This window comes from Chryseobacterium sp. KCF3-3 (genome assembly GCF_045865955.1).
GTDB lineage: Bacteria > Bacteroidota > Bacteroidia > Flavobacteriales > Weeksellaceae > Chryseobacterium.
In genome coordinates this window covers 879,822-903,192 of the sequence record NZ_AP035792.1, presented here as the reverse complement: position 1 = coordinate 903,192, position 23,371 = coordinate 879,822, and the positions used below count along the sequence as shown (strand labels likewise).

18 protein-coding genes are annotated in these 23,371 nt (G+C 35.3%); 11 read left to right on the top strand and 7 right to left on the bottom strand.

The window, feature by feature from the left end:
* Positions 1-29: 29 nt before the first annotated feature.
* Positions 30-665, top strand: coding sequence for a peroxiredoxin (locus ACKTTZ_RS04045; protein WP_034694877.1), 636 nt, complete (start codon positions 30-32; stop codon positions 663-665).
* A 98-nt stretch (positions 666-763) separates the two neighbouring features.
* On the opposite strand, the gene ACKTTZ_RS04040 is transcribed toward ACKTTZ_RS04045, so the two are convergent.
* From ACKTTZ_RS04040 to ACKTTZ_RS04030, 3 genes are all read right to left on the bottom strand, one after another.
* Positions 764-1,354 carry a hypothetical protein gene (locus ACKTTZ_RS04040; protein WP_034694879.1) on the bottom strand — a complete coding sequence of 197 codons (591 nt, stop codon included), beginning with the start codon at positions 1,352-1,354 and terminating at the stop codon, positions 764-766.
* Between the two features lie 270 nt (positions 1,355-1,624).
* Positions 1,625-2,140, bottom strand: a complete 516-nt coding sequence (locus tag ACKTTZ_RS04035) for a hypothetical protein (RefSeq protein WP_253317567.1) — start codon at positions 2,138-2,140, stop codon at positions 1,625-1,627.
* Positions 2,141-2,234: 94 nt separating this feature from the next.
* On the bottom strand, positions 2,235-4,472 hold the full coding sequence (locus tag ACKTTZ_RS04030) for a TonB-dependent siderophore receptor (protein ID WP_253317568.1): 2,238 nt from the start codon (positions 4,470-4,472) through the stop codon (positions 2,235-2,237).
* A gap of 181 nt (positions 4,473-4,653) precedes the next feature.
* On the opposite strand from ACKTTZ_RS04030, the gene ACKTTZ_RS04025 reads away from it, so the two are divergent.
* The gene (locus tag ACKTTZ_RS04025; protein ID WP_407849135.1) at positions 4,654-5,709 is read left to right on the top strand and encodes a Gfo/Idh/MocA family oxidoreductase; all 1,056 of its coding nucleotides are present in this window, start codon (positions 4,654-4,656) and stop codon (positions 5,707-5,709) included.
* A 144-nt stretch (positions 5,710-5,853) separates the two neighbouring features.
* Here ACKTTZ_RS04025 and ACKTTZ_RS04020 read toward each other — a convergent pair whose 3' ends face one another.
* Complete coding sequence (locus tag ACKTTZ_RS04020) at positions 5,854-7,746, bottom strand: ABC-F family ATP-binding cassette domain-containing protein (protein WP_034694884.1); 1,893 nt, start codon at positions 7,744-7,746, stop codon at positions 5,854-5,856.
* 218 nt (positions 7,747-7,964) lie between these two features.
* Here ACKTTZ_RS04020 and ACKTTZ_RS04015 point away from each other — a divergent pair, with 218 nt between their 5' ends.
* Both ACKTTZ_RS04015 and ACKTTZ_RS04010 read left to right on the top strand, forming a co-directional pair.
* Entirely contained in the window at positions 7,965-8,477 is a 513-nt protein-coding gene (locus tag ACKTTZ_RS04015) for a 5' nucleotidase, NT5C type (RefSeq protein WP_034694886.1), read from the top strand.
* 104 nt (positions 8,478-8,581) lie between these two features.
* Positions 8,582-10,237, top strand: coding sequence for an alpha/beta fold hydrolase (locus tag ACKTTZ_RS04010; RefSeq protein ID WP_407847464.1), 1,656 nt, complete (start codon positions 8,582-8,584; stop codon positions 10,235-10,237).
* 120 nt (positions 10,238-10,357) lie between these two features.
* Here the strand turns inward: ACKTTZ_RS04010 and ACKTTZ_RS04005 are convergent, their stop codons facing one another.
* Positions 10,358-11,221, bottom strand: coding sequence for a glycoside hydrolase family 25 protein (locus ACKTTZ_RS04005; RefSeq protein ID WP_034694888.1), 864 nt, complete (start codon positions 11,219-11,221; stop codon positions 10,358-10,360).
* A gap of 66 nt (positions 11,222-11,287) precedes the next feature.
* On the opposite strand from ACKTTZ_RS04005, the gene ACKTTZ_RS04000 reads away from it, so the two are divergent.
* The 5 genes from ACKTTZ_RS04000 to deoC all read left to right on the top strand — a co-directional run bounded on the left by ACKTTZ_RS04000 (position 11,288) and on the right by deoC (position 15,781).
* Positions 11,288-12,550, top strand: coding sequence for an NAD(P)/FAD-dependent oxidoreductase (locus ACKTTZ_RS04000; protein ID WP_034694890.1), 1,263 nt, complete (start codon positions 11,288-11,290; stop codon positions 12,548-12,550).
* Positions 12,547-13,218, top strand: a complete 672-nt coding sequence (gene trmD / locus ACKTTZ_RS03995) for a tRNA (guanosine(37)-N1)-methyltransferase TrmD (RefSeq protein ID WP_034694892.1) — start codon at positions 12,547-12,549, stop codon at positions 13,216-13,218. Before ACKTTZ_RS04000 ends, trmD begins: the two co-directional genes overlap by 4 nt.
* A gap of 381 nt (positions 13,219-13,599) precedes the next feature.
* Positions 13,600-14,535, top strand: a complete 936-nt coding sequence (locus ACKTTZ_RS03990) for an endonuclease/exonuclease/phosphatase family protein (protein WP_034694894.1) — start codon at positions 13,600-13,602, stop codon at positions 14,533-14,535.
* Between the two features lie 27 nt (positions 14,536-14,562).
* Positions 14,563-15,033 carry an Lrp/AsnC ligand binding domain-containing protein gene (locus tag ACKTTZ_RS03985; protein ID WP_002976659.1) on the top strand — a complete coding sequence of 157 codons (471 nt, stop codon included), beginning with the start codon at positions 14,563-14,565 and terminating at the stop codon, positions 15,031-15,033.
* 4 nt (positions 15,034-15,037) lie between these two features.
* The gene (deoC, locus tag ACKTTZ_RS03980; RefSeq protein WP_034694896.1) at positions 15,038-15,781 is read left to right on the top strand and encodes a deoxyribose-phosphate aldolase; all 744 of its coding nucleotides are present in this window, start codon (positions 15,038-15,040) and stop codon (positions 15,779-15,781) included.
* A gap of 51 nt (positions 15,782-15,832) precedes the next feature.
* Here deoC and dusB read toward each other — a convergent pair whose 3' ends face one another.
* The gene (dusB, locus tag ACKTTZ_RS03975; RefSeq protein ID WP_034694897.1) at positions 15,833-16,828 is read right to left on the bottom strand and encodes a tRNA dihydrouridine synthase DusB; all 996 of its coding nucleotides are present in this window, start codon (positions 16,826-16,828) and stop codon (positions 15,833-15,835) included.
* A gap of 198 nt (positions 16,829-17,026) precedes the next feature.
* Here dusB and ACKTTZ_RS03970 point away from each other — a divergent pair, with 198 nt between their 5' ends.
* A complete protein-coding gene (locus tag ACKTTZ_RS03970; protein ID WP_407847459.1) occupies positions 17,027-18,994 on the top strand; it encodes a T9SS type A sorting domain-containing protein in 1,968 nt (655 codons plus the stop codon).
* Between the two features lie 76 nt (positions 18,995-19,070).
* On the opposite strand, the gene ACKTTZ_RS03965 is transcribed toward ACKTTZ_RS03970, so the two are convergent.
* Positions 19,071-22,298: a hypothetical protein gene (locus ACKTTZ_RS03965; RefSeq protein WP_407847457.1), complete on the bottom strand. Its 3,228-nt coding sequence runs from the start codon at positions 22,296-22,298 to the stop codon at positions 19,071-19,073.
* A gap of 155 nt (positions 22,299-22,453) precedes the next feature.
* On the opposite strand from ACKTTZ_RS03965, the gene ACKTTZ_RS03960 reads away from it, so the two are divergent.
* A complete protein-coding gene (locus ACKTTZ_RS03960) occupies positions 22,454-23,323 on the top strand; it encodes a T9SS type A sorting domain-containing protein (RefSeq protein ID WP_051934289.1) in 870 nt (289 codons plus the stop codon).
* Positions 23,324-23,371: the final 48 nt, after the last annotated feature.

Genomic DNA, 23,371 nt, shown 5'->3' with positions numbered 1-23,371 from the left:
AAATTTGTAGACTATAAAGAAGGAACATTATGTCAATTAAGCTAGGAGATACAGCACCCAATTTTCAGGCAGAGTCATCTGTAGGGGATATTAATTTTTATAATTATCTGGGAAATTCCTGGGGAATTCTGTTTTCGCATCCTGCAGATTATACGCCGGTATGCACTACAGAGCTGGGATATACTGCAAAACTACAATCTGAGTTTGATGCCAGAGATACAAAAGTGATTGCTCTGAGCGTAGATGGAGTAGAGGATCATCAAAACTGGGTGAAAGATATCAACGAGACTCAAAATACCACTGTGAAGTTTCCTATTATTGCTGATAAAGACAGAAAAGTTTCTGAGCTGTATGATTTTATTCATCCTAATGCTTCGGCTACAGCTACAGTACGTTCTCTTCTGATTATTGATCCTTCCAAAAAAGTAAGACTGATTATTACCTATCCGGCCTCTACGGGAAGGAATTTTGATGAGATTCTTAGAGTGCTGGATTCTTTACAGTTGGTGGATAATTATCGTGTAGCTACTCCTGTAAATTGGGAAACCGGAGATGATGTTATTGTACCTCCAACAATTTCTACAGAAGATGCACGAAAAATATTCCCAAAAGGTGTAACGGAAATAAAACCGTATTTAAGATACACCCCACAACCTAATACATGATTTATTTGATTTTTTATAGTTTAGTTTTAATTTGTACGAAAAGCGCCCCGGAAATAAATTCTCGGGGCGCTTTCATTTTTTTATAAGTATTTCAGTGATTACTTAACGTCGTTGATGATTTGTTTACCTTTTGAAGTTGGTAAATAAATACTAAATCCTACGTTGAAAGTTAAGGTAGAAGTTAATCCTTCGCTACCAAATCCTGCAACACCATTATATTTTACTAAACCTTCAACACCAATGTTTGGAGTAATGAAGTATGAATAACCAGGCCCTGCTCCAAAGTCTAAACCAGTTGTAGAGTTAGATCCTTCAGTAGAAGTACCTCCAACACCTACATTACCTTCGAAGAACCATCTTCCGTGGTGTAATAAGTTGTCAACTCCTTTTTCTCCTGGAGAAACATAGTATCTACCTAGTGCACCCACTTTATATACAAAATTGGTAGGTGATCCATTTGTTACTTTATTGAATCCTAGATCTACATATCCCCCAACTGCTACATTATCTTGAATAAAATAAGCTGCTTTTGGCTGTAGTGAAATATTATATCCTCCACCCGTATTTAAGCCAAAGTTACTTGCAACGATGCTACTTCCTACCATCCAATTACCTTTCTGAATCTGAGCGTTGGCAGTTGCTGTTAAGCCTGCTACGGCTAATATTCCTGTTAAAATAAGTTTTTTCATAATTTATTATTTTAATAATTAAATGTTTATTATTCACGAATTATAGAAAAAACAATAAATGTGCCAGACTCTTAATTTTACGTAATTTATCTAAATAAACGTTAAGATTGCCAGTAAGATATAATTTACTTTTTTAACAGATTAACTGAGGATATCATAATGATAAAGAAAATAAAACAGGCGTTTTGGAATGAAAATGATAAAAACAGAGGTCATGTTATTAATGTTCCAAATTGCTGTTTTTTTCTTTTGATCAGATTTCGTATTATATTAAATAAACAAAAGAATTACGGAAATGATCAATCCGGCAATCGTAAACTTGATTCCACGTTTGAACGCTTTTGTCTTAGGATTAAACATCCAGAAACTTGATATTACAAAAAAGAACAGGGAAACTCCAAAGAATACGCTTAGAGGAGATATAGCATCTTTAGATTGTGATTTGTGAAGGGAAACCATTTTATCCAATACGAAAGGAAGTTCTTTTTTAGCGTACTTGGCTTTTCCGGTTGCGCTGTCATAAGTTCCTTGTTTAAAATAAAGAACGCTACCTTCAGTTTTTTCCACTTCCAGGCCTTTCATTTTCAGTTCTTTTTTCAGTTCTTTCTCTGAAAGATTAGCTGCAATGTTTTTTTCATATTTCTTTTCGCTTTTCAAAAAATCCGTGTCTCTGTACACCAGAAGAATTCCACTTAACGAATATACCGCCATAATTCCGGCAAGGAAATATCCCAGATAACGGTGAGTAATTCTCATGAAACTTCTTGTGTCTTTAATCTTATCCATATCTTATTGTTTTGTTTTTGTTTAAAATTTCAAAAGTGGAAACTGCAAAAATGCAATTTCCACTTTTAATGAAAGAATTATTATATAAAGAATTCTAGAGTCTGTATGTCAATGTGAAATAGTAATTTCTTGGAGTAATAGGATTCACTGAATAATTCTCGTGAACATTGTAGTTTTCGACATTAAACAGGTTACCCACTTTTCCTTGGATAGAGAATTTTTTCCACTCATATCCTACAGATACCATTACGGTAGTGTAATCTTTTAAAGCAAATGATCTACTGATTCCGTTTCTTGCACCCAGACCTGTAGAACCATTTTTGGTATCATTCCATCCGGCTAATCTGTCACCGATGAAATATGCACCTGCACCTACTTTAAGTCCTTTTGCATAACGCGTGAATTTATAAAATACAGAAGCGTTTGCTGTTGTAGCTGGAGTTCTTACTAATCTTTGTTTCTCAACATATCCAAAACCGTCTGGTGTATCAAGATATACAGAGTTGTTATAAGAGAATCCACCGATAATTGATAAATTTTCTGTTGGGTTTCCAGTAATATCCAACTCAACACCACGGCTTCTCATTTTTCCTGCGAATTCTTTATAGAATGAATCTGAATTTGCCTGCCCATTTGCTAATTGAGGTGCGGTTTGATAATAGTTATTGTAAACAATTTGATATGCAGTCAGGTTTACAGCTAAAGCATTATTCCAGAAATTCTTTTTCACTCCTGCTTCATATTGATCAATAGTAGTAGGTTTTAACGCTTGTTCATAAATATCTTTTCCTGTATTCTGAGCAAAAGAGTTGGTATAGGTTGCAAATACGGAAAGGTTATCGTTTGGCATATATACTAAACCAGCTTTTGGTGAAAATGCTCTGTCAGATATTGCTGTATTTTTTTGATCAACATCTCCAAGATCATTTGAAAATGTATTTTTAGTATTAGTCATTGTTTCCAAATAAGACCATCTTAAACCAGCAATTACTTTAAGTTGTTTTGTAAGGCTTATGAAATCCTGAATATATATACCAAATCTTTGTGTAGGGATTCTTGTTCTATCTTTTAAAGATGCGTTAGGCATTTTTCCACTTGCCCAAGTTGATGAATCATCTAAATAAAGGTTATTATTAATGGTAGCTGTATTACCATTAGTCCCATAAACTGTTGGATTGGTGTAAGTATAGTTATTTTGAACACCATAGTCTCCATCAGTACCAATTAAAACCTTATGATTAATTTTTCCTGTATTGAACTCTCCATTAATATTAACTTGTAATGAAGTGTAATTTTGTTCGTTAAATGTTTTATTTAAAGGTCTTTGCCAGAAAAGGCGGTTTGTATTCTTTTCATATCCCCACTGTACTCTTTCAGTAGAGTAGTAGTCTTTAGTATAGTTCTGATAAGAAGCTACAGCATTTAATGACCACTTATCAGTAAACTGGTGATTAAAAGTTACATTGGTAGAAACTTGTTCTACATTTTGATATTGCCAGTCCGCTCCTAAGAAAGCATTTTTAGGTAGAAGATCATTGATTTTATAACTTCCATCAGGATTTGTGATGGATCCAAGACCGAAATCAGGAGTAAAATTATTCTTAAGATAATCTGCTTCAACGATCAATTGCGATTTTGGGCTTAAATTGAAAAGGAATGAAGGATTGAAGTAATATTTTTCTGATTCTACAACATCTCTGAAACTTTCTGCATATTCGTAAGCTCCATTTACTCTGAAAGCAATATTCTTTGATAAAGGGCCATAAATATCAACAGTTGGTTTGTAAGAATTCCAGCTTCCGCCATTTAATCCAATACTTCCGCCAAAATTGAATTTAGGCTTCTTTGTAATCATGTTGATGATACCACCTGCTGCTGCATTACCAAATAACATGGCATTTGCCCCTTTTAAAACTTCAACTCTTTCCAGACCGCTTACTTCAGGAAAAACCCCACTGTTTACTCTTGTTCCATTTTTGAAGATATTATCATTTCCTAAAATGAAACCACGTCCACCAAAGCTATCCTGAGAATTTCCTCTTGATGAAGTAACATACATTCCGTTTACATTCTGAAGAACATCACTCAATTGTTTTGCCTGTTGCTGCTCAATGATTTCGTGAGTAACAATAGCAATGGGCTGAGGGTTTTCCATTACCGTCAGATTTGATTTTGTCGATAATGGTCTTGCCTGGTTAGGATTTCCCGTTTTGTGAAGATTAATATCCTCAATGGTCTGAGTTCTGATGGTATCTGCTTCCGCATTTTTCATCTGTGAACTCGCTGAAACAGCGATAAATAGAAGGCCTAAAGAAAGTAATTGTTTTTTCATTTTATTTTTATGTAGAACAGTTTTAAATAAGGCGCAAATGTAAGTATTTGTTTAGAATAGATAAAAATAATTTTATGATTTAAATCATATTCTTAGAGTTGATGAGATGGATTATTTCTATAGCTCCTTTAGACTAAGGGATAGAGAAATTTTTATGAATATATTTGTTGAAAATTATAATATGCAATTGGTAAAAGCAGGGCTTTGTGCCTTTGGAATGAGTGGAAAAGTATTCCATGCTCCCTTCTTAAAAGAACATCCGGGATTTTTAATGTCTGCTGTGGTGGAAAGAAGCAAGGAAGAATCGAAGGAAAAGTATCCGGAAGCAACAATCTACCGCTCCGTGGAAGAAATGCTTCAGCATGCTGATGTAGAATTGGTGATTATCAATACTCCGGTTCAGACCCATTATGAATATGCCAAAAAAGCACTGGAAGCAGGAAAAAATATTGTTGTAGAAAAGCCCTTTACAGTAAATGTTTCTGAAGCTGAAGAGCTGGTACAGTTGGCAGAAGAAAAAGGATTGTTTCTAAGCGTATATCAAAACAGAAGATTCGACCGTGATTTTTTGCAAGTTCAAAAAGTTTTAACTGAAGGGAAATTAGGGAATATTAAAGAAGCAGAAATCCGCTTTGACAGATTCCGTACCACAGCTAGTGGAAAGCAGCATAAAGAAAGTCCTGATCAGGTGGGGGCAGGATCTCTTCATGATCTGGGAGCACATCTTGTAGATCAGGCAGTGCAGTATTTCGGATACCCTGAAAAATTGTTTGCAGATGTGTTTTCTATGAAAGGAACTGAGTTCGCTAACGATTATTTTGAAATTCTCTTATTCTATAAAGATAATCTTAGAGTAAGACTGAAATCGTCTGTTTTCAGTAAAGAAGGTCACTATGCTTACACAATTCATGGAGACAGAGGAACTTTCTTGCAGGAAAGAACCGATAATCAGGAAAATGAACTGGTGTCAGGTGCTATTCCTGAATATGGTAAAGAATGGACACAGCCTCTAAAAGAACCGGACGGAATTTTAAACTTCCTGAATGATGATTCTGAAACAGAAAGAATTCTTACCTCCAGTGAAGCCGGAAATTATATGAATTATTATCAGCAGATCTATGAACACATTGTTTTTGGATATGCTTTGCCATCTCCAGGAAAAGAAGTCATCCAGAATATGAAAATCATAGATGCTTCTCTTGAAAGTGCAAAAGAAGAGAAGATAATAGAATTATAAATGATAAGTGATGAATGAATTCAAGATTCAAAGTTTAAGGTTTAAAGTTCAAGGTTGATAGCGGTTGTGATTAGAAGTCTTCAACTCGTTTACTCTCAAACTCTTTGAATTCATTCATAATTCATAATTTTTAATTCATCATTATTAAAGAAGTTCCTGAAGTTCCAGCCATCTCATTTCATGGTTCTCCAGTTTCTCTGAAACGCTTTCCAGTTCTGAAGAAAGTGTGGCTATCTTTTCGTAATCAGCTTCGTTATTAAGCTTATCCAGAATTTTAGTGCGCTGTTCTTCCAGTTCAGGCATTTCTTTTTCAATGGTTTCCAGTTCTCTTTGTTCTTTAAAAGTGAGTTTTCTTTTAGAATTAGAAGACTGAGTACTTTCTGTTGAAGAAACAATTTCTTTTACAGGCTCAGGTTTTACCATTGCATTTTTTTCTAAAGCTTCCTCACGGCTTCTTGCTTCTCTGTATTCTGAGAAGTTTCCTACAAAATCTCTGATTTTTCCGTTTCCTTCAAAAGCCAGCACATGGTCTACAATTCTGTCCATGAAATACCTGTCGTGAGAAACGATAATCAAAGATCCCTGAAATTGCTGAAGGAAGTTTTCAAGAACTGTTAATGTAGGAAGATCCAGGTCATTTGTAGGTTCGTCAAAAATCAGGAAATTAGGATTTTGATACAAAATATACATCAGGTGAAGTCTTCTTTTCTCCCCACCCGAAAGTTTAGAGATAGGAGAATACTGCGTCTGATCGTCAAATAAGAACAATCTTAAGAACTGTGATGCAGATAAACTTTTTCCATTTGCCAAAGGATAAAATTCTGCAATTTCCTTGATAAAATCGATGACACGCTCATCTTCTTTATAAGTAAGACCTTTTTGTGAGAAATAACCGAAAGAAATAGTTTCTCCAGTTTCTATTTCTCCCTTATCCGCTTTTTCAAAACCTTGAATAATATTGAGCAAGGTAGATTTTCCTGCTCCATTTTTTCCAATGATTCCCACTTTTTCTCCACGTTGAAACTGGTAGCTGAAATCTTTTAATAAAACTTTAGGTCCAAAGCTCTTATCAATATGTTTAAGTTCAAGAATTTTATTTCCCAAACGTTTCATTTCAAAATCAAGTTCCAATCCATCTTTTCGGGTATCGGTTTTGGCTACTTTTTCCGTTTCGTAGAAAGCATCAATTCTGCTTTTTGATTTTGTGGTTCTGGCTTTCGGCTGTCTTCGCATCCATTCCAGTTCCTTTCTGTAAAGGTTATTGGCCTTGTCAATTGTAGCATTAAGATTTTCCTCACGAATCATTTTATTTTCAAGGTAAGTAGCATAAGAACCATTATGAACATAAAGATTCTGATCCTCCATTTCCCAGATAATGTCACAAACACTGTCAAGGAAATATCGGTCGTGGGTAACCAGTAATAAAGTGATTTTTGCTTTGTTCAGATAATTTTCAAGCCATTCTACCATATCCACATCCAGGTGGTTGGTAGGTTCGTCCATGATAAGAAGTGTATGTCTGTGCTCGGCTCTTGTCTCTGTTAAAAGTTTCGCCAACGCTACACGCTTGATCTGCCCTCCGGAAAGAGTGCCCATTTTAGCATCCAGATCAGTGATTTTAAGCTGGGAAAGAATCTGTTTCATTTCATTTTCCAGATCCCAGGCTTTATGAACTTCCATATCAGCCAATGCTTTCTCAATAAAATCATTGTCTGTAGAATGAAGTGATTTATGATAGTTTTTAAGGGCCAGGATAGGCTCAGAATCAAGGGTCATCATAAATTCCTCAATGCTCAGCTTAGGATCATAATCAATTTCCTGGTCAAATAGCACCACCTGGATATCTTTATTGATGATCGCAGTTCCGCTGTCTGCAATTTCTTTACCCATTAATATTTTCAGAAGGGTAGATTTTCCACTTCCGTTTTTGGCAACAATAGCTATTTTATCTCCTTCATTGATGTGAAACGAAATGTTTTTAAACAAAACCTTGATGCCATAAGATTTGGTAAGATTTTCTGCAGAAACGTAATTCATTGGGAATTAATAGTTTGATTTTAATTTTTAACTAAGTGGCAAAAATACGAAAATGTAGCCATAAAACTTTCCGGAACGTCTCTTATAAAAATGAATATTTATGATTTTTTAATAGACTGTGTCCCTTGCCTGAAAAAACTAATCAGTAAATTTGATCAACTCCAATGAAATACACATTTTAAAATAGTAATAAATAATACAAAAATCTGATTGAAACAATGAAAAAAGTTATTGTCGACATGGACGGGGTAATGGCGGATGTATATCATCAGCTGGTACAATTTGAAAAAAGAGATACAGGAAGAGAAATTGAAATCAGTGATTTGGCTGGTAAGCCTGAAATAGAGTCTTTTCCCAATGGAAAAAAGCACGTGAATGAAATAGGTTTTTTCAGAACCTTACCTGTCATGAAAGGAAGCCGTGAGGCAATGGAATATCTGAATAATAAATACGAACTCTATATTGTATCTGCCGGAATGGAGTTTCCGAACAGCTTAAGAGAAAAATATGACTGGCTGGCAGAGCATTTTCCATTCATTACCTGGGAACAGATTGTTCTTTGTGGAAGTAAAAAAGTAGTGTCCGGAGATATCATGATTGATGATTATCCTAAAAATTTAGATCATTTTTCAGGGCAGAGACTGATATTTACCCAACCTCATAATGAACTGATAGAAAATGAAACTTACGAAAGAGTTCATTCCTGGGAAGAAATTATGAGTATCCTTTAAGTAGGAAATATTTTAAACAACTTTAACTAAAGGGAGAATAATTTTAATAAAGTATTGGGATAGCGGACTGTTTAAAATAAATAAGTTTGCGTCAAACTTTTATCATGAAAATATATCATACTTTATTCTTCCTTTTGACAGCTTCCGCCTTTCATGGGCAGGTTATTTCCGGAACCATTATTTCTAAAAATGAAAACCATCCAATTCCTTATGTGAAAATTGGAATTGAAAAAAAATCCATCGGAACAATCTCGGATGAAAAAGGAAATTTTTCAATTGATCTTTCCAATACGGATCCTCAGCAGAAAATAATAATAGAAGTACCAGGATTTGACCCTTACCAGGAAGCAATACAGAATTTTAAAAAAAATGATCAGCAAAAAATATTTTTAACAGAGAAAACTAAAAATATTAAAGAGATCACCATTAAGCCTAAAAAACTTATTGATAAAAACTGGGGAGTCAATACCAAGACAAAAAGTGTTATGTACTCTGTAAATCCACACCTCAGAAAAGAAGATTTTCTTGGTGAAACCGCATTGGCTTTTAATGCTAAAAAGAAATCAAAGATTAAGAATATTAACCTGAATATTGCCAGCTATACCTCAGATAAGCCTGTCGTTATGCGGTATACTATTTATAGTGAAAAAGAGGGTTTTCCGGATAAAAATATTCTTGATGAGGAAATTACTGTTGAACTTACCAGCGATATGATTAAAGACGGAACTTATACATTGGATGTTAATGACCGTAATATCTGGGTTCATGGAAAATTTTTTATAGGAATTCAGTTTTTAAAAGAATTTGAAGGGAGAGTCAATATAAGTGCAGCATTGTTCAAAACAGGATTTATAAGGAAATTTTATGGAGACTGGACAAAAGTGACTCTTGCAGCACCTGCCATTAATATCGATGTAAAAATGGATAAAAACGGAGACAAAAATATGGATGATGAAAACGGTTTTGCAGATGATAGCGCAGAAGCACTGATGCCTGATGTATCAAAATATATTCAGGAATCGGAACAAACAGCGTATGGTCAAAATAAAACGGTGGGAAATTATCTGAAACTTCAGGATACCAACCTTTATTATGAAGTGTATGGTGAAGGAGAACCATTGATTCTGCTTCATGGCAATTCCGGAAGTATTAAAGATTTTTATCAGCAGATTCCTGTTTTATCAAAGCAGTATAAAGTAATTGCTATAGATACAAGAGGACAAGGAAAAAGTATAGATTCTTCTAAAAAGGATTTTACTTATAAAATGTTTGCTGATGATGTAAAAGCAGTTACAGATCAGTTAAAGCTTAATAAAGTAAATATCGCAGGCTGGAGTGATGGCGGAAATACCGGACTGGAATTTGCCCTGAAATATCCTGAAAAACTGAATAAGCTGATTGCAATTGGAGCCAACGCATTTCCTGATGGAGTGGATGACAGGCTTACTGATCATTTTGAAAATAAAATGCTGGTGATGAAAGAACTGAAGGATCCGGAAAAATTTAATGAACAAAGGCTTTTGAAAATTATGCTGACACAGCCGCGCATTGAGAAGAAAGATTTAAATAAAATTGGAAGTAAAGTATTGGTTATTGCCGGTGATAAAGATGTTATTAAACAGGAGCATACCGAACTTATTGCCAAAGAAATACCCAATGCCGAACTTAAAATCTACAGCAATGCCACCCATATGATTCCTTTTGAAAACGCAGATCAACTCAATACAGATATTCTGAATTTTTTAGGGAAAAGTAATTAATAAAGGCTGGAAGCGGGGAGATGGAGGATGGAAGATGGAAGTGATATCAGTAGCTTATTTTAAAAATTGGCTCATTGAAATTTTATCAACTCCTATTTTTCTGCTTTCATTTTCTTTCTTCTAATCCAGTGTCAATCTTTTTAACGACCACGAATTACCATTGTAAATATCAAGATCCACTTTAGCGTTGATACCATGAACAATTCCGTTTTCTGTAAACTGCCAGAAATCCCACTCATCATCAGGTGAAGGAGACGGAACATCATTGTAATTGGCCAGCCATAAAGGGTAACCTTCAAACTCGCCTTTCAGAAAATCTTTATAATAATGATAATAGGTATAGATAATCGGCTTTTCACCATACGCCTCTTCTACAATTTTACACCATACTTTCAGATCTTCAATCAGTTTTTTATTGGTTTTACGCTTTGGGATTTTTTCAATATCAAGAATAGGGGGAAGATCTCCGCTTTCAAGTTTTACATTCTCTAAAAAATTATTGGCCTGGATTACAGGATCTTCATCGGCTCTGTAAAAATGGTAGGCGCCACGGATAAGATCATGCTTTTTAGCACTTTCCCAGAATTCGTCAAAATGTTTATCGGCACTTCGGTTTCCCATCGTTGCACGCATGACAACAAATTCTAAAGGAATTGTTTTATTTCCGATGCTGAGACTATCCCATTTGATATCTTCCCGGTTCTGATAATGAGAAACATCAAAACCATAGGTTTTATCAAGGTTGCTGGCTAATATTCTTTGGATTCTTGAGGCTTCCTTTTCACTGTTATGAAGCTTTTTATGTTTAAATTTATTAAAGTACAATGCATAGTAATAACTGATAGACTGTCTTAAATAAAGCCCTGTTCCTACTAATGCTATCATTAAAATAGCCAATATCACCCATCTTCGGAAAAAATACTTCTTCCGTCTTGATTTATGGACTTGTTTGGCAGTTTTTTTGGTGTACTTTTTTGGTGTCATAAAGTTTTGCAAAACTAACTTTTTTCACTGCTAAATGCTAAAATAAAATCAGTAAATTTGTGTATTATGGAAACACGCGAAAAAATCATCATTATTGGAGGAGGATTTGCGGGGCTGCAGCTTGCAAAAACATTGAATAACAAGAACAAAAAGGTCATTGTTCTGGATCGGATGAACCACCATATGTTTCAGCCGCTTTTTTATCAGGTAGCCTCAGGGAGGATAGAACCTTCCAACATTTCCTTTCCCTTCAGAAAGATTTTTCAGCAGTCCAGAAACACACAGTTCCGTATGACGGAAGTCAAAGAAATAGATCCTGCCAACAATAAAGTCATTACAGACGAAGCAGAATTTACCTATGATAAACTCATCATTGCAACGGGCTGTAAAACTAATTTTTTCGGAAACAAAGAATTGGAAGGAAAAGCTTTCGGAATGAAAAATACCCAGGAAGCCATCAGTATCAGAAATCATGTTTTGATGACCTTTGAAAAACTGATTATTGAAAAAAGCCGAAGCGATGACGGAAACTGGAATATTGTTATCGTTGGAAGCGGTCCTACCGGAGTAGAACTGGCAGGAGCTTTTGCTGAAATGAAAAAAGACATCCTTCCAAGAGATTATCCTTATATGAATTTTGATCATTTGAAGATTATTCTGGTAAGTTCTACCGAGAAGCCATTGGCTGTAATGAGTAGCGAAGCACAGGATAAATCTGAGAAATATCTTAAAGACTTAGGAGTCTCTTTTATGAGTGGGGAAGTGGTAACGGATTATGACGGAGATAAAGTTCATTTGAAAAGCGGAAAAGAAATTCCATCCAATAATGTGATCTGGGCAGCTGGAGTTACAGGAAATGTTGTAGGAGGTTTTCCGGAAGAAAAATTAGTAAGAAACAGATATATTGTAGACCGATATAATAAAATACAAGGGTACGATAATATTTATGCTATCGGGGATATTGCCTATATGGAAACTCCTAAATATCCACAGGGACATCCTCAGGTAGCCAACGTAGCCATTAATCAGGCAAAAAATTTAGGTAAAAATCTATTAAAGAAAACTCAGGAAGAGTGGAAGGAATACGAGTATGATGACAAAGGCTCATTAGCGACTATTGGGAAGCACAGAGCGGTTGTAGATCTGCCGTTTATAAAATTTCAGGGATTTCTGGCGTGGTATTTCTGGATGTTTCTCCATTTAATGCTAATTTTGAGCGTTCGAAATAAACTGGCCATATTCTTCAACTGGATGTGGAGTTATATCAACAAAGATTCTTCTTTAAGATTAATTATTATACCTACTAAGAAAAACGGAACATTACAATGAGAATTGACATAATAAGCGTACTTCCGGAATTGATGGAGAGTCCGTTCCAAACTTCTATTTTGAAAAGAGCAATGGATAAAGGACTGGTAGAAGTACATTTTCACCATTTGAGAGACTGGGCAATCAATAAGCACAGACAAATTGATGATGAGCCTTACGGAGGCGGAGCAGGAATGGTAATGATGGTTGAGCCATTGGATAAATGTATATCGGAGCTTAAATCTCAAAGAAATTATGATGAAGTGATCTATCTGACTCCGGATGGGGTAACTTTAAACCAAAAAATAGCCAATTCATTGTCTATCAAAGAGAATTTAATTTTTCTTTGCGGACATTACAAAGGAATAGATCAAAGGGTAAGAGATCTTCATATCACCAAAGAAATTTCAATTGGAGATTACGTTCTTACAGGAGGAGAACTGGCTGCCTGTGTTTTGGCAGACTCAATTATCAGATTGCTTCCCGGAGTTTTGAATGATGAACAAAGCGCCTTAACAGACAGTTTTCAGGATGATCTTCTTTCACCACCTATCTATACCAGACCTGAAAGTTATAAAGGGCTGGATGTTCCTAAAATCCTGTTGAGTGGGAATTTCGGAAAAATTGAAGAATGGCGTCATGATGAAGCCGTAAGAATTACAAAGGAAAAACGCCCCGATTTACTGTAGACGAAAATTTTCAGAAATGATCTAATTTTTGCTTCAATATTTAATTCCATTTATTATAGATAAATGGAATAATATTTGTTGTAATTTTAATAAGTGTGAAAAATATTAATGTTTCTGATTTTAAATTGAAAATTTATTTCTATTATTCCATATTTTGTTTATTGTCTCAATTTTGATTAATATATCGAAACTGCGGGATGGTTGAAAAATTAATTCATAATGACTTATTTCATTAGTATTTTTTACTATATTTGAATTGTTTTTTATTGGAAATTGATTTACTGTTTTAGACGTAAATCACAAAAATTTGAAAAAAAATAATAAATTTACATCTTAAAGTAAAAAGGACATAATAAATTAAAAGTATAGAAATTAGTGTAGATGGAGCTGTTCTCTTTTTATAATGTTGAAAATTTATTTTTACCTGATCCGAAACCTGTCCACAAATTAGATCCTACTCGGTCAGGATTAAGGAATTGGGATGAAAAGAGATATAGAAATAAGCTTTTCAAAATCTCTCATGTATTTCAGTTGATGAAGGAGGAGAATGAAGTATTACCATTTGTAATAGGATTATCTGAAGTTTCCGGAAGGAAAGTTTTGGAAGATCTTGTAGAAATGGAGCCCTTTAATTCGGAATACGGAATTGTACATTACAATTCTATGGACGAACGAAAAGTGGATGTAGCCATGTTATATGATAAAAATAAAGTAGAGGTAATAGATTCGGAAACCATTACTTTCTTTTTTGAAATAGTAAATAAAAACACAGAAAATTACGACACAACCCGAGACGTACTTTTTTCAAAAATTAAATATAAAGGGGAAATTATTAATGTCTTTATCGCCCATCTTCCCTCTAAGCGCGAAAAAGATATCAATAAACCTAAAAGAGCCTTTATATTGAATGAAGTACGGGAACGGATTATGAAAATTATAAATGCTGATAAAGAGCATGTTATATTGTGTGGTGATTTTAACGAAAACCCGGATGATGAAAATTTAGTACAGATTCTCTATGACAATGACCATGAGAAGGTTTTAATGAACCCTTTTCAACAATTGTTTTCTACAAGAAATTATTCTACTTTTCATTATAAATCTGGATTGCTGTATGATCAGATCATTATGTCAAGATCTTTGCTTGATAATAAGACGCTGGCTTTTCAGGATGCCCATATATTTAATTCTGAAAAAATCCGCAGCAGAACCAGAAATTTTGAAGGACGGCCTTTCCGAACTTATGCCGGTACCCGGTATTTAGGTGGATATAGCGATCACTTTCCGGTTTTTGTAAAATTTAAAAATTTACATTAAAAAACATAAATAATAAAAAAGTAGAAAATGAAAAATTCGAGCAACACAAGCTACCATTTAGATTCTATTGACAAAGAAATCATCTACATGTTGATGGATAATGCTAAAACTTCTTTAGCCCACATTTCAAAAAATGTTGGAATTTCCACCACTGCAGTGCATCAAAGAATCAAAAAACTCGAACATGCAGGAGTTATTGAAAATTCAATATCATTTCTTAACCCTAAGAAAATTGGATACAAAGTGATTTCCTACATCGGTGTATTTCTGGATCAGCCAAGCCATTATCCGGAAGTGGTAAAGTCTTTGCATGATATCAACGAAGTAGTGGAAGCCCACTATACTACAGGAAATTATACTATTTTCCTGAAAGTGCTTTGTAAAGACAATGATCATTTAATGCAAATCCTTAGTAAGCTTCAAAAGCTGAAGGGAGTAACAAGAACAGAAACTTTTATATCTTTAGAACAAGGTATTTACAGACAATTGAAAGTATAACAATATGAACATAGCCCAATATTTGGATTCAACTTACCTGAAAACTCCAGAACAGTCAGGTATTTCCCACGAAGAAACACTTCAAAAAGATAAAGAACTTGCTCAGGAAGCAATAGACAATGGTATTTTTGCCGTGATGATTCGACCGGATTATGTATCTGAGATTAAAAAATTTATTCAGGAAAGAAATTCAAATGTTGTAGTAGGAACTGTAATAGGTTTCCACGAAGGAACGTACTCTATTGATGAAAAACTTGCAGAAGCTTCAAAAGCAATAGAAGACGGTGCAGATGAATTAGATTTTGTGATTAATTATACTGCTTATCTACAGGGGAATATAGAACTGGTAAGAGAAGAATTTGTAAAATGTACCCAATTATCTCTTGAGCATCATAAAGTTGCAAAATGGATTATTGAAATTGCAGCATTAACTGATGAACAAATTGCAGATCTTACGAAAAAGATTTCTACCTGGGCAGAAGAAAATTTTTCTGAAAATGAGTTGTCGAAAATTTTTGTCAAGTCATCTACAGGATTTTATCAGACTGCTGAAGGAAAACCTAACGGAGCAACCTTTGAAGGAATAACAATTATGCTCAGCAATGCTGGGAAACTTCCTGTAAAAGCAGCAGGTGGAGTAAGAACTCCCGAAGATGCTGAAAAAATGATCAAAATGGGAGTTAAAAGAATTGGAACCTCTTCAGCTTTGGGATTAATTAAAAACGAATCTTCATCAGAAGGATATTAATATTAAATTCTCAATATAAAAAAACCATCAGCAAGCTGATGGTTTTTATTTTTATAGTTGTGCCTGATACTCTTCGTAGAACTGTTGGGTTTCTTTAATCAAGCTGTTCATTTCTTCCATAGTGAACACTTCCAGGAATTTTTTTCTGAACTCCTTGAAATGAGGAATTCCTCGGAAATAGTTGCTGTAATGTTGTCTCATTTCAACCAATCCTAATCTTTCTCCTTTCCATTCTGCACTCCACTCAGCATGTTGACGAACAGCCAGTAATCGGTCTGAAATTGTCGGTTCAGGTAAATGCTCTCCTGTTTTAAAGAAATGTTTGATTTCATTAAAGATCCATGGATATCCAATAGCAGCACGTCCGATCATAATACCGTCACATGCATACTTTTGTTTATACTCTAATGCTTTTTCAGCAGAATCTATATCACCATTTCCAAAAATTGGAATTTCAATATTAGGATTTTGTTTAATTCTTGAAATATGCTCCCAGTCTGCTTCACCCTTATACATTTGAGCACGGGTTCTTGCATGTATCGTAAGAGCTTTAATTCCTGTTTCCTGCAGACGCTCTGCTACTTCATCAATATTAATACTGGTGCTGTCCCATCCCAGGCGGGTTTTTACCGTAACAGGAAGATGAGTAGAGCTTACAACAGCTTTTGTAAGACGTACCATAAGGTCAATATCTTTCAAAACACCAGCTCCTGCTCCTTTACAGACAACTTTTTTTACAGGACATCCAAAATTAATATCTACCAGATCCGGATTTACCGTTTCAACAATTCTTGCAGACATAGCCATAGCTTCTTCGTCACCACCAAAAATCTGTATCCCAACGGGCCTTTCATAATCGAAAATATCCAGCTTTTTACGACTCTTGATAGCGTCACGAATCAACCCTTCGGAAGAAATAAATTCCGAATACATTAAATCTGCACCATGCATTTTACACAAACGTCTGAACGGAGGATCACTTACGTCTTCCATCGGAGCCAGCAAAAGTGGAAATTCCGGCAGTTCTATGTTGCCTATTTTTATCATGGTGCAAATTTACGAAATTCTGAAAAAACAAATTTTTTTAAATTAAAATGTGGTATCTTGTTTTGTTTGTATTGTGTTATTTAAGGGATTTTATGATATTATGTTTAGTTTTTATTTAATATATTTAATTGATTATCAATATTTATTGAATTTTATTAATAATTATTTTTTATATTTAATACAATAAAAATTAATGTCATGAGAAAAATTCTATTTTGTTTGATGGCAATTTTGGTTTCATCAAATTTTTATTCACAAGTGAATATTTCTGCCACGGCAGGAACAGCTACAGGAACTTATACCACATTAAAAGGAGCATTCGATGCTATTAATGCGGGAACACATCAGGGAGCAATTACAATCAGTATCACAGCAAACACAACAGAAACAGCCACCGCAAGTCTGAATGCCAGTGGCGGAGCGACAAGCTATACTTCTGTTGCTATAAAACCCGCAATAGGAATTACAGCTGCTATTTCCGGTGATATTGCCAGTGCACCCTTAGTAAGAATACTGGGTAGTAACATTACCCTGGATGGAAGCAATGCCGCTTCAGGAACGACAAGAGATCTTACTCTTACCAACACTTCTACTACAGCACCGCAGGTACTTACTTTTATAGCGGCTTCTGCTGCCGCTGCAAATACTAATATTATGGTTAAAAACCTGAATATTGTAAATGGTATCAATACCTCTTCTGCTTTTGTCATGTATGATGGTGCTGCAACACCTACGGGAGGTTTCTTTAATAATGTCACCATCCAGAATAATGCAGTGAAGAAAGCGTATATGGGAATGTATTTATTTGCCGCTACAGCTGCAGGTAATGGCGCGAATACTCTGGTAACAGGAAATGATTTAAGTGCTACAGGAACTGATGCTATCCGCCTTGGTGGAATTTATGTGCAGGGAGCAGATGGAGTAACGGTAAGCAATAATACGATTGGTAATTTCGAAACGACTATAGCTGAGATCAAGAGAGGAGTTTGGTTTGCCACTGCCACAGTTAACTCTTCCATTATTTCCAATACCATTACCAATCTTGGATATACCGGAACTTCTACCGGAGGAGCTGCCGGTGTAACCGTAACCGCTGGTAATACGGGAGCCTCTGCAACAGCCAATATTATTGTAAGAGGGAATACAATTTCCAATTTTAACTCCAGTGGAACAGGAACTGTGTTTGCAGGGATTTATGCAGCAGCAGCAACCACCGGAGTAACTATAGATAATAATAAAATTAACGGGATAAAAAACACCAATGTTTCAGGATATGGGGCACAGGGGATTTATCTGGCAGCAACAGGTCTTACCTCCAATACCTTAGTTGCCAATAATGTAGTGAGTGGGGTAGCCGGTTATGGATATGCAACCACCGGAGGTGTAAATGATAATGGAAACGGAATTGTTATTGGAGCAGGAGGTGGATATAAACTTTACTATAATACCGTTGTAATGAACGTAAGCCAGACTGTTGCAGGAAGACCGTCAGCTTTAAATATCACAAGTGGAGTAACTGGTTTAGGAGGGATTGATGTAAGAAATAATCTTTTTGTGAATACCCAGACTCAGGCAGGAGACAGGTATACTATTTATGCAGGAGCAGCAAGTGGTGTTTTCTCTTCCATTAACTTTAATAATTTCTATTCTTCAGGAACTAATCTTGGTTATATCGGAGGATTGGCAAAAGCTACACTTGCAGATATCCAGGCAGGATTCGGAGGAAATGTAAACTCTCTGAATGTTTTACCAGTATTTGTATCAGCAACCGATTTCCATTTATCTACCACAGGAAATGCGGCTCTTGACAACAAAGGAACTCCGGTTGTTGAAGTAACTCTGGATGCAGATGGTAATATAAGAAATGCTTTAACACCGGATCTTGGAAGCTTTGAATTTACAGTCGCTGTGTTAGCGGTGAATGAAGCTGCGAAAAAGAATACAGTGAGTGCTTATCCAAACCCTGTTACAGATTTCCTTTATATCAATAATGATACAAAGATCAGAGATGTGGAAGTATACAATGTTTCAGGCCAGAGAATTCTTAGTGAAACAATTAACGCTGAAAAAGGTTCTGTAGACATGAGACGTGCCGCAGCAGGTGTTTATATTGTAAAAGTAAATACAGAAAAAGGATCACAGTCCTTGAAAATCATTAAAAAATAACTGTTAAACTAATAACCAAAAGAAATCCCCAATAGCGATATTGGGGATTTTTTTATTGTAAAAAATAACGTCATTATTAGAAACTTGCTTTTACCTGCATACTTCCGATATGAATAGTTCTGTCACCGGAATTTCTTCCTTCGTAATTAAGATTCAGCTGGATAAACGAGTTGATAGCCTGTTGAATAAACACACTCCATACCTGGTTTTTTCCAGGTTTAAGCCCATCCAGCATCTGGTTTCCTACAATACTGAAATTGTTTCCTGTAAAGTTGTTACTGATGAATGAGAAGTTTCCACGGATAGACGTTTTTCTTCGCTCCCACTGAATTGTTCCCGTAACATCAAATGCTTTAAGAAGTTCTTCGCCATCCAATCTTTGTTTCTGACGGAAAGCAGAAGATAATTCAGCCTGGATAGCATCTGTAAATTTGTAAGTTGCTTTTGGCTTGGTTTCAAAATTATTGAGACGATAATCTCTGGTTTTAAATAATTGTGAAGAGTTTTGAATATCGTGCACCGAGTTTTCCCAATCCACTCTGAACTCTTTATTGAACCAATACCCTATATTCAGAAAATGAGAAGTCTGTTCACGTTCTTCATTACTGAAATTGGCATTGATGAGATTATCATTGGTGATGAATCTGTAATTTCCGTTCCAGCCTGATTTATCGGTTGGATTAAATTGCACGGAAGCAAGAATGTTCTGATTTTTAAGGATCTGATCACTGTTCTTTTCAAAAGGATTCAGAACAAGTACTTTTTCTTTTTTATAGAATGAGTTTTGAGAATTTAATGAAATATTGAAATTCCAACGTTTTAAAAATCCATTTTCAGAGTTGAAAACAATGGCCGGATTGACAAATAGAGCCAACTGCAATTTATTTTTATTGGACGGAATATATCTTACAGAATTAGTATATACACGGATGTATTGGGCAAGATCTGAATACTCAGCGATTTCAAATTCGTCCAGCTGCTGAACACCGTCTCCGTTATAATCGGTCCATTTATAAACACCCTGTCCATCTGTTACTTTGATATACTGGAATTCTCTCTGGGCTTCCTGTCCGTTCCCCAATTCATAGAAAGCCTGAAGACGCATACCATTTCTGAACAGCTGTTGGTTGTATAAGATGTTTCCAACAACAAAATCATTATTACGGGTTACTTCACCTTCTGCACCTGCATAGAAGAATTTTCGGTAGTGAATCAGAGCATTTAAACTAGTTCTTTCGGTCTTGATAATCTGACTTTCAGCCATGATCCCCAAAATATTGTTCATATTCTGAAGTCTGTTATCACGTACTGAGTCATTATCTCTCATATATACTTTCGCCAATAATTTGGTTCTTGTACTGTCACCGATTTTCTTTTGCAAAAAGATTTCTTTCCAGCTGAAACTTGTGACATCCAAAAGCTGAGTATCATTGTACTTTTTCTCGTTATGCTCCATGCTTCCACCAATGGCCCAGCTTCCTTTTTTACCTGTAAATTCTGTTGAAACTCCACCACGGATGAACTTCGTATCCTGAAGAGTAGCATTGGTACTCAGATAAGATAGATTTCCTTTCGTAAAGAATTTTCCCGTCAGCCAGCCGAAGTCAAGGTCATTTTTAATCCCTTTGTAGGAATCCTGTTCATTCAGATAATTGATGCGGTAATTCAGCGTAGATTTATTATTCCATTTATTAAGGAAGCTGAAGGTAAATCTGTTCTGGGTCTTTTTATTGAATTCCTGTGTAAGGTTGAAGTCTCTGGAGAATTCCACATCATTGATACGATCAAGAATATGAAACTGTCTGTCTATATATTGATATTCAAAGCTTGGAGTTCCTCTCCATGTGTTCTTTGTGAAGCTTTTATTTCCAAAAATACGCCATGCATACCCCATGTTCTGATCAGAATCTTTTGATGAAAATAAATTGACATCATAATTACTCAGAGATATGTCAGCTCCTATTTTTCCTTCATTTAAAAGATATTCAGAGTTCAGAGAGTATACCTGCGATTTCTGTGGCGAAGGTAGTTTTCTTACGGCTCTGTAATCTCCGGCATTAGGGCCCACATATTCAAAAACACGTCCGTTGTTAGTGGTCTGTGCTATTTTATAGTCTCCCTGATTAACTCCGAAATAGGTAAAAGAAACCTGATAAAGCGTTAAACTTGAATCTGTAGAATATTCATAGAAATTTCCTGCGGGACTTAATTTGTATAAAATTTTATTGACATCATATTCCGTTATCACTCCTGAAGGAGCATACATCAGGTCAGGATTATTTCCAGCTTCGGCAAGAATTTGTTCATCTTCTTTAGAAAGGTTTAGAGAAAGAGGTGCATTTTTGTTGTCATTTTCCATAAACCAGTTTAATCCTACTTTGAATTTCTCTCTCTGATGCTCAAGCTTCCCTGTAAACAAATACCTTGAATAATTTCTGTTGGCGTAGTTATAAGAAATGGTAATGAAATTCTGCTGGAAAATAGGACGGAAACTGGTAAAGGTAACTTCACCTGTATTGTAATTGATAATATAATCCTGGTTTTCACCACGCTTCATTAAAATTCCATCAATGAAAACCTGTTCAGAACCCGAGATCAGCGTGATAAATTGTTCTCCGTTCTTACCAGTCAGACGGTAAGGCCCCTGGTTACCTTCAACCCCCTGAAAACGTATTCTGTGGAATTCACTTCGGGCAACACCTGCAGAGATATCTACGAAGGTCTTATTCTCTTTACCGAATTCTGTCTGGAACTGAAGCCCCATACTTCTTCTCTGGTATTTGGCAAAATAATTCTTAGCTTCTACAAGATCAAGATGTCCCGCCCTGAGGATAGACTTATCTTTAATATTAAGCTGCATATAAATTTTGTCAAACTCCTCTAAAGTCTGGGTATAACCATCAGCCTGAATAGGGAGGTTGTGATCTGAAATACTCGCTAAAATAGTCACATCTTTTGATAACCGTCCCGAAATCTGAAGATCCATAGAACTCTGTACAGATTGCCCCTGATTATTACCAAAAGTAATCCCTCGGATAATAGAACCTTTTGAATTAAGTTCTCCTAAGAATCTTTTTTTATCATTCTTGGCGAATACTGCTTCATCAATAATGATCTTATTATGCGTTCTTATGAAATCAAGAGTGTCCTTTGCAAAGATGTCCTGTTCCAGCTTTGCTGCAAGAATACTGTCTCTTTTGATGCTGTCTTCCGGGACGTTGGGATTTTTCCACGAAAAGACCTGAGCATTTCCTGAAAATATGCCTAAGAAGAACAAAACGAATAGAATGACAAAATTCCGCAACTTTTAAAAATAATTCGTAAAAATAATTAAAAAATGTTAACATTAAGAGGTCAACTATAATTAACAAAAACTTAACCTCTTTATTGTCCCCAAAAAAAAATTAGAATGTAGTTTTGTTACGGAAAGAAAATTATTAACAACAAAAAAATTAAATCATGAAAAAACTTTATTCTCTTTTTGCAACAGTTGTGATGAGCGCAGTTGCTTTTGCACAAACAACTTACCTTTGGGATGGGAGTTCTGTAAATCCTATTTCTGGTACAAATGCTAATATTTCAAGTGTAGCATTTGCAGCAACTCAGGGAAATAATAATGGTACTACTAATTTAATTACTACTTCATCTGTGTCTTCAGGATATACGGGGGCAAGTGGATCCAGCAATTTTGGTGCTGCAGCTTTTAAAGAGGTTCTTTCAACTGCTACAAGTACTTATTTTAGTGTAACTGTTACTCCTGTTGCCGGTAATAAAGTAACTTTAAATTCTTTAAACTTAGGATCCAGAGGAACTTCTACAGGACCTGGAAAAATTACTGTATATTCCAGTATTGATAACTATGCAACAGCGATAGGTACTGTAATTGTTAACAATAATAGTACATGGACATTGAATAACATCGCTTTTTCAGGATCTAATTTAGTAGGGGCAGAATCAGCTCCGGTTACCTTAAGAATTTATGGAAGTGATAGCCCTGGTACAGGAACTCCATCTCTTGGTACTGCCAACTGGAGAATAGATGATATTTCTTTGACAATTACTTCGTCTACTGCTTCTTTAGCGGTTATTGATGCTAAAAACACAAAGTCAGGAAACTTTGTAAAAAACTCTTTCGTTAAAAATAATGAGATCATTTTTGGAGCTGATGTAAAAGACGTGAAAGTTTTCAATATGTTCGGACAACTTGTAAAAGAAGCTTCAGTAAGACAAAACGAATCTGTAAGTGTTGCTGAATTGGCAAAAGGAAACTATATCGTTACAGGTACAGTAAATAACCAGCCGGTTTCTCAGAAAGTACTTAAAGACTAATCTTTTTTAAAATAAAAATATAAACAGCCGCTTCAACGAAGCGGCTGT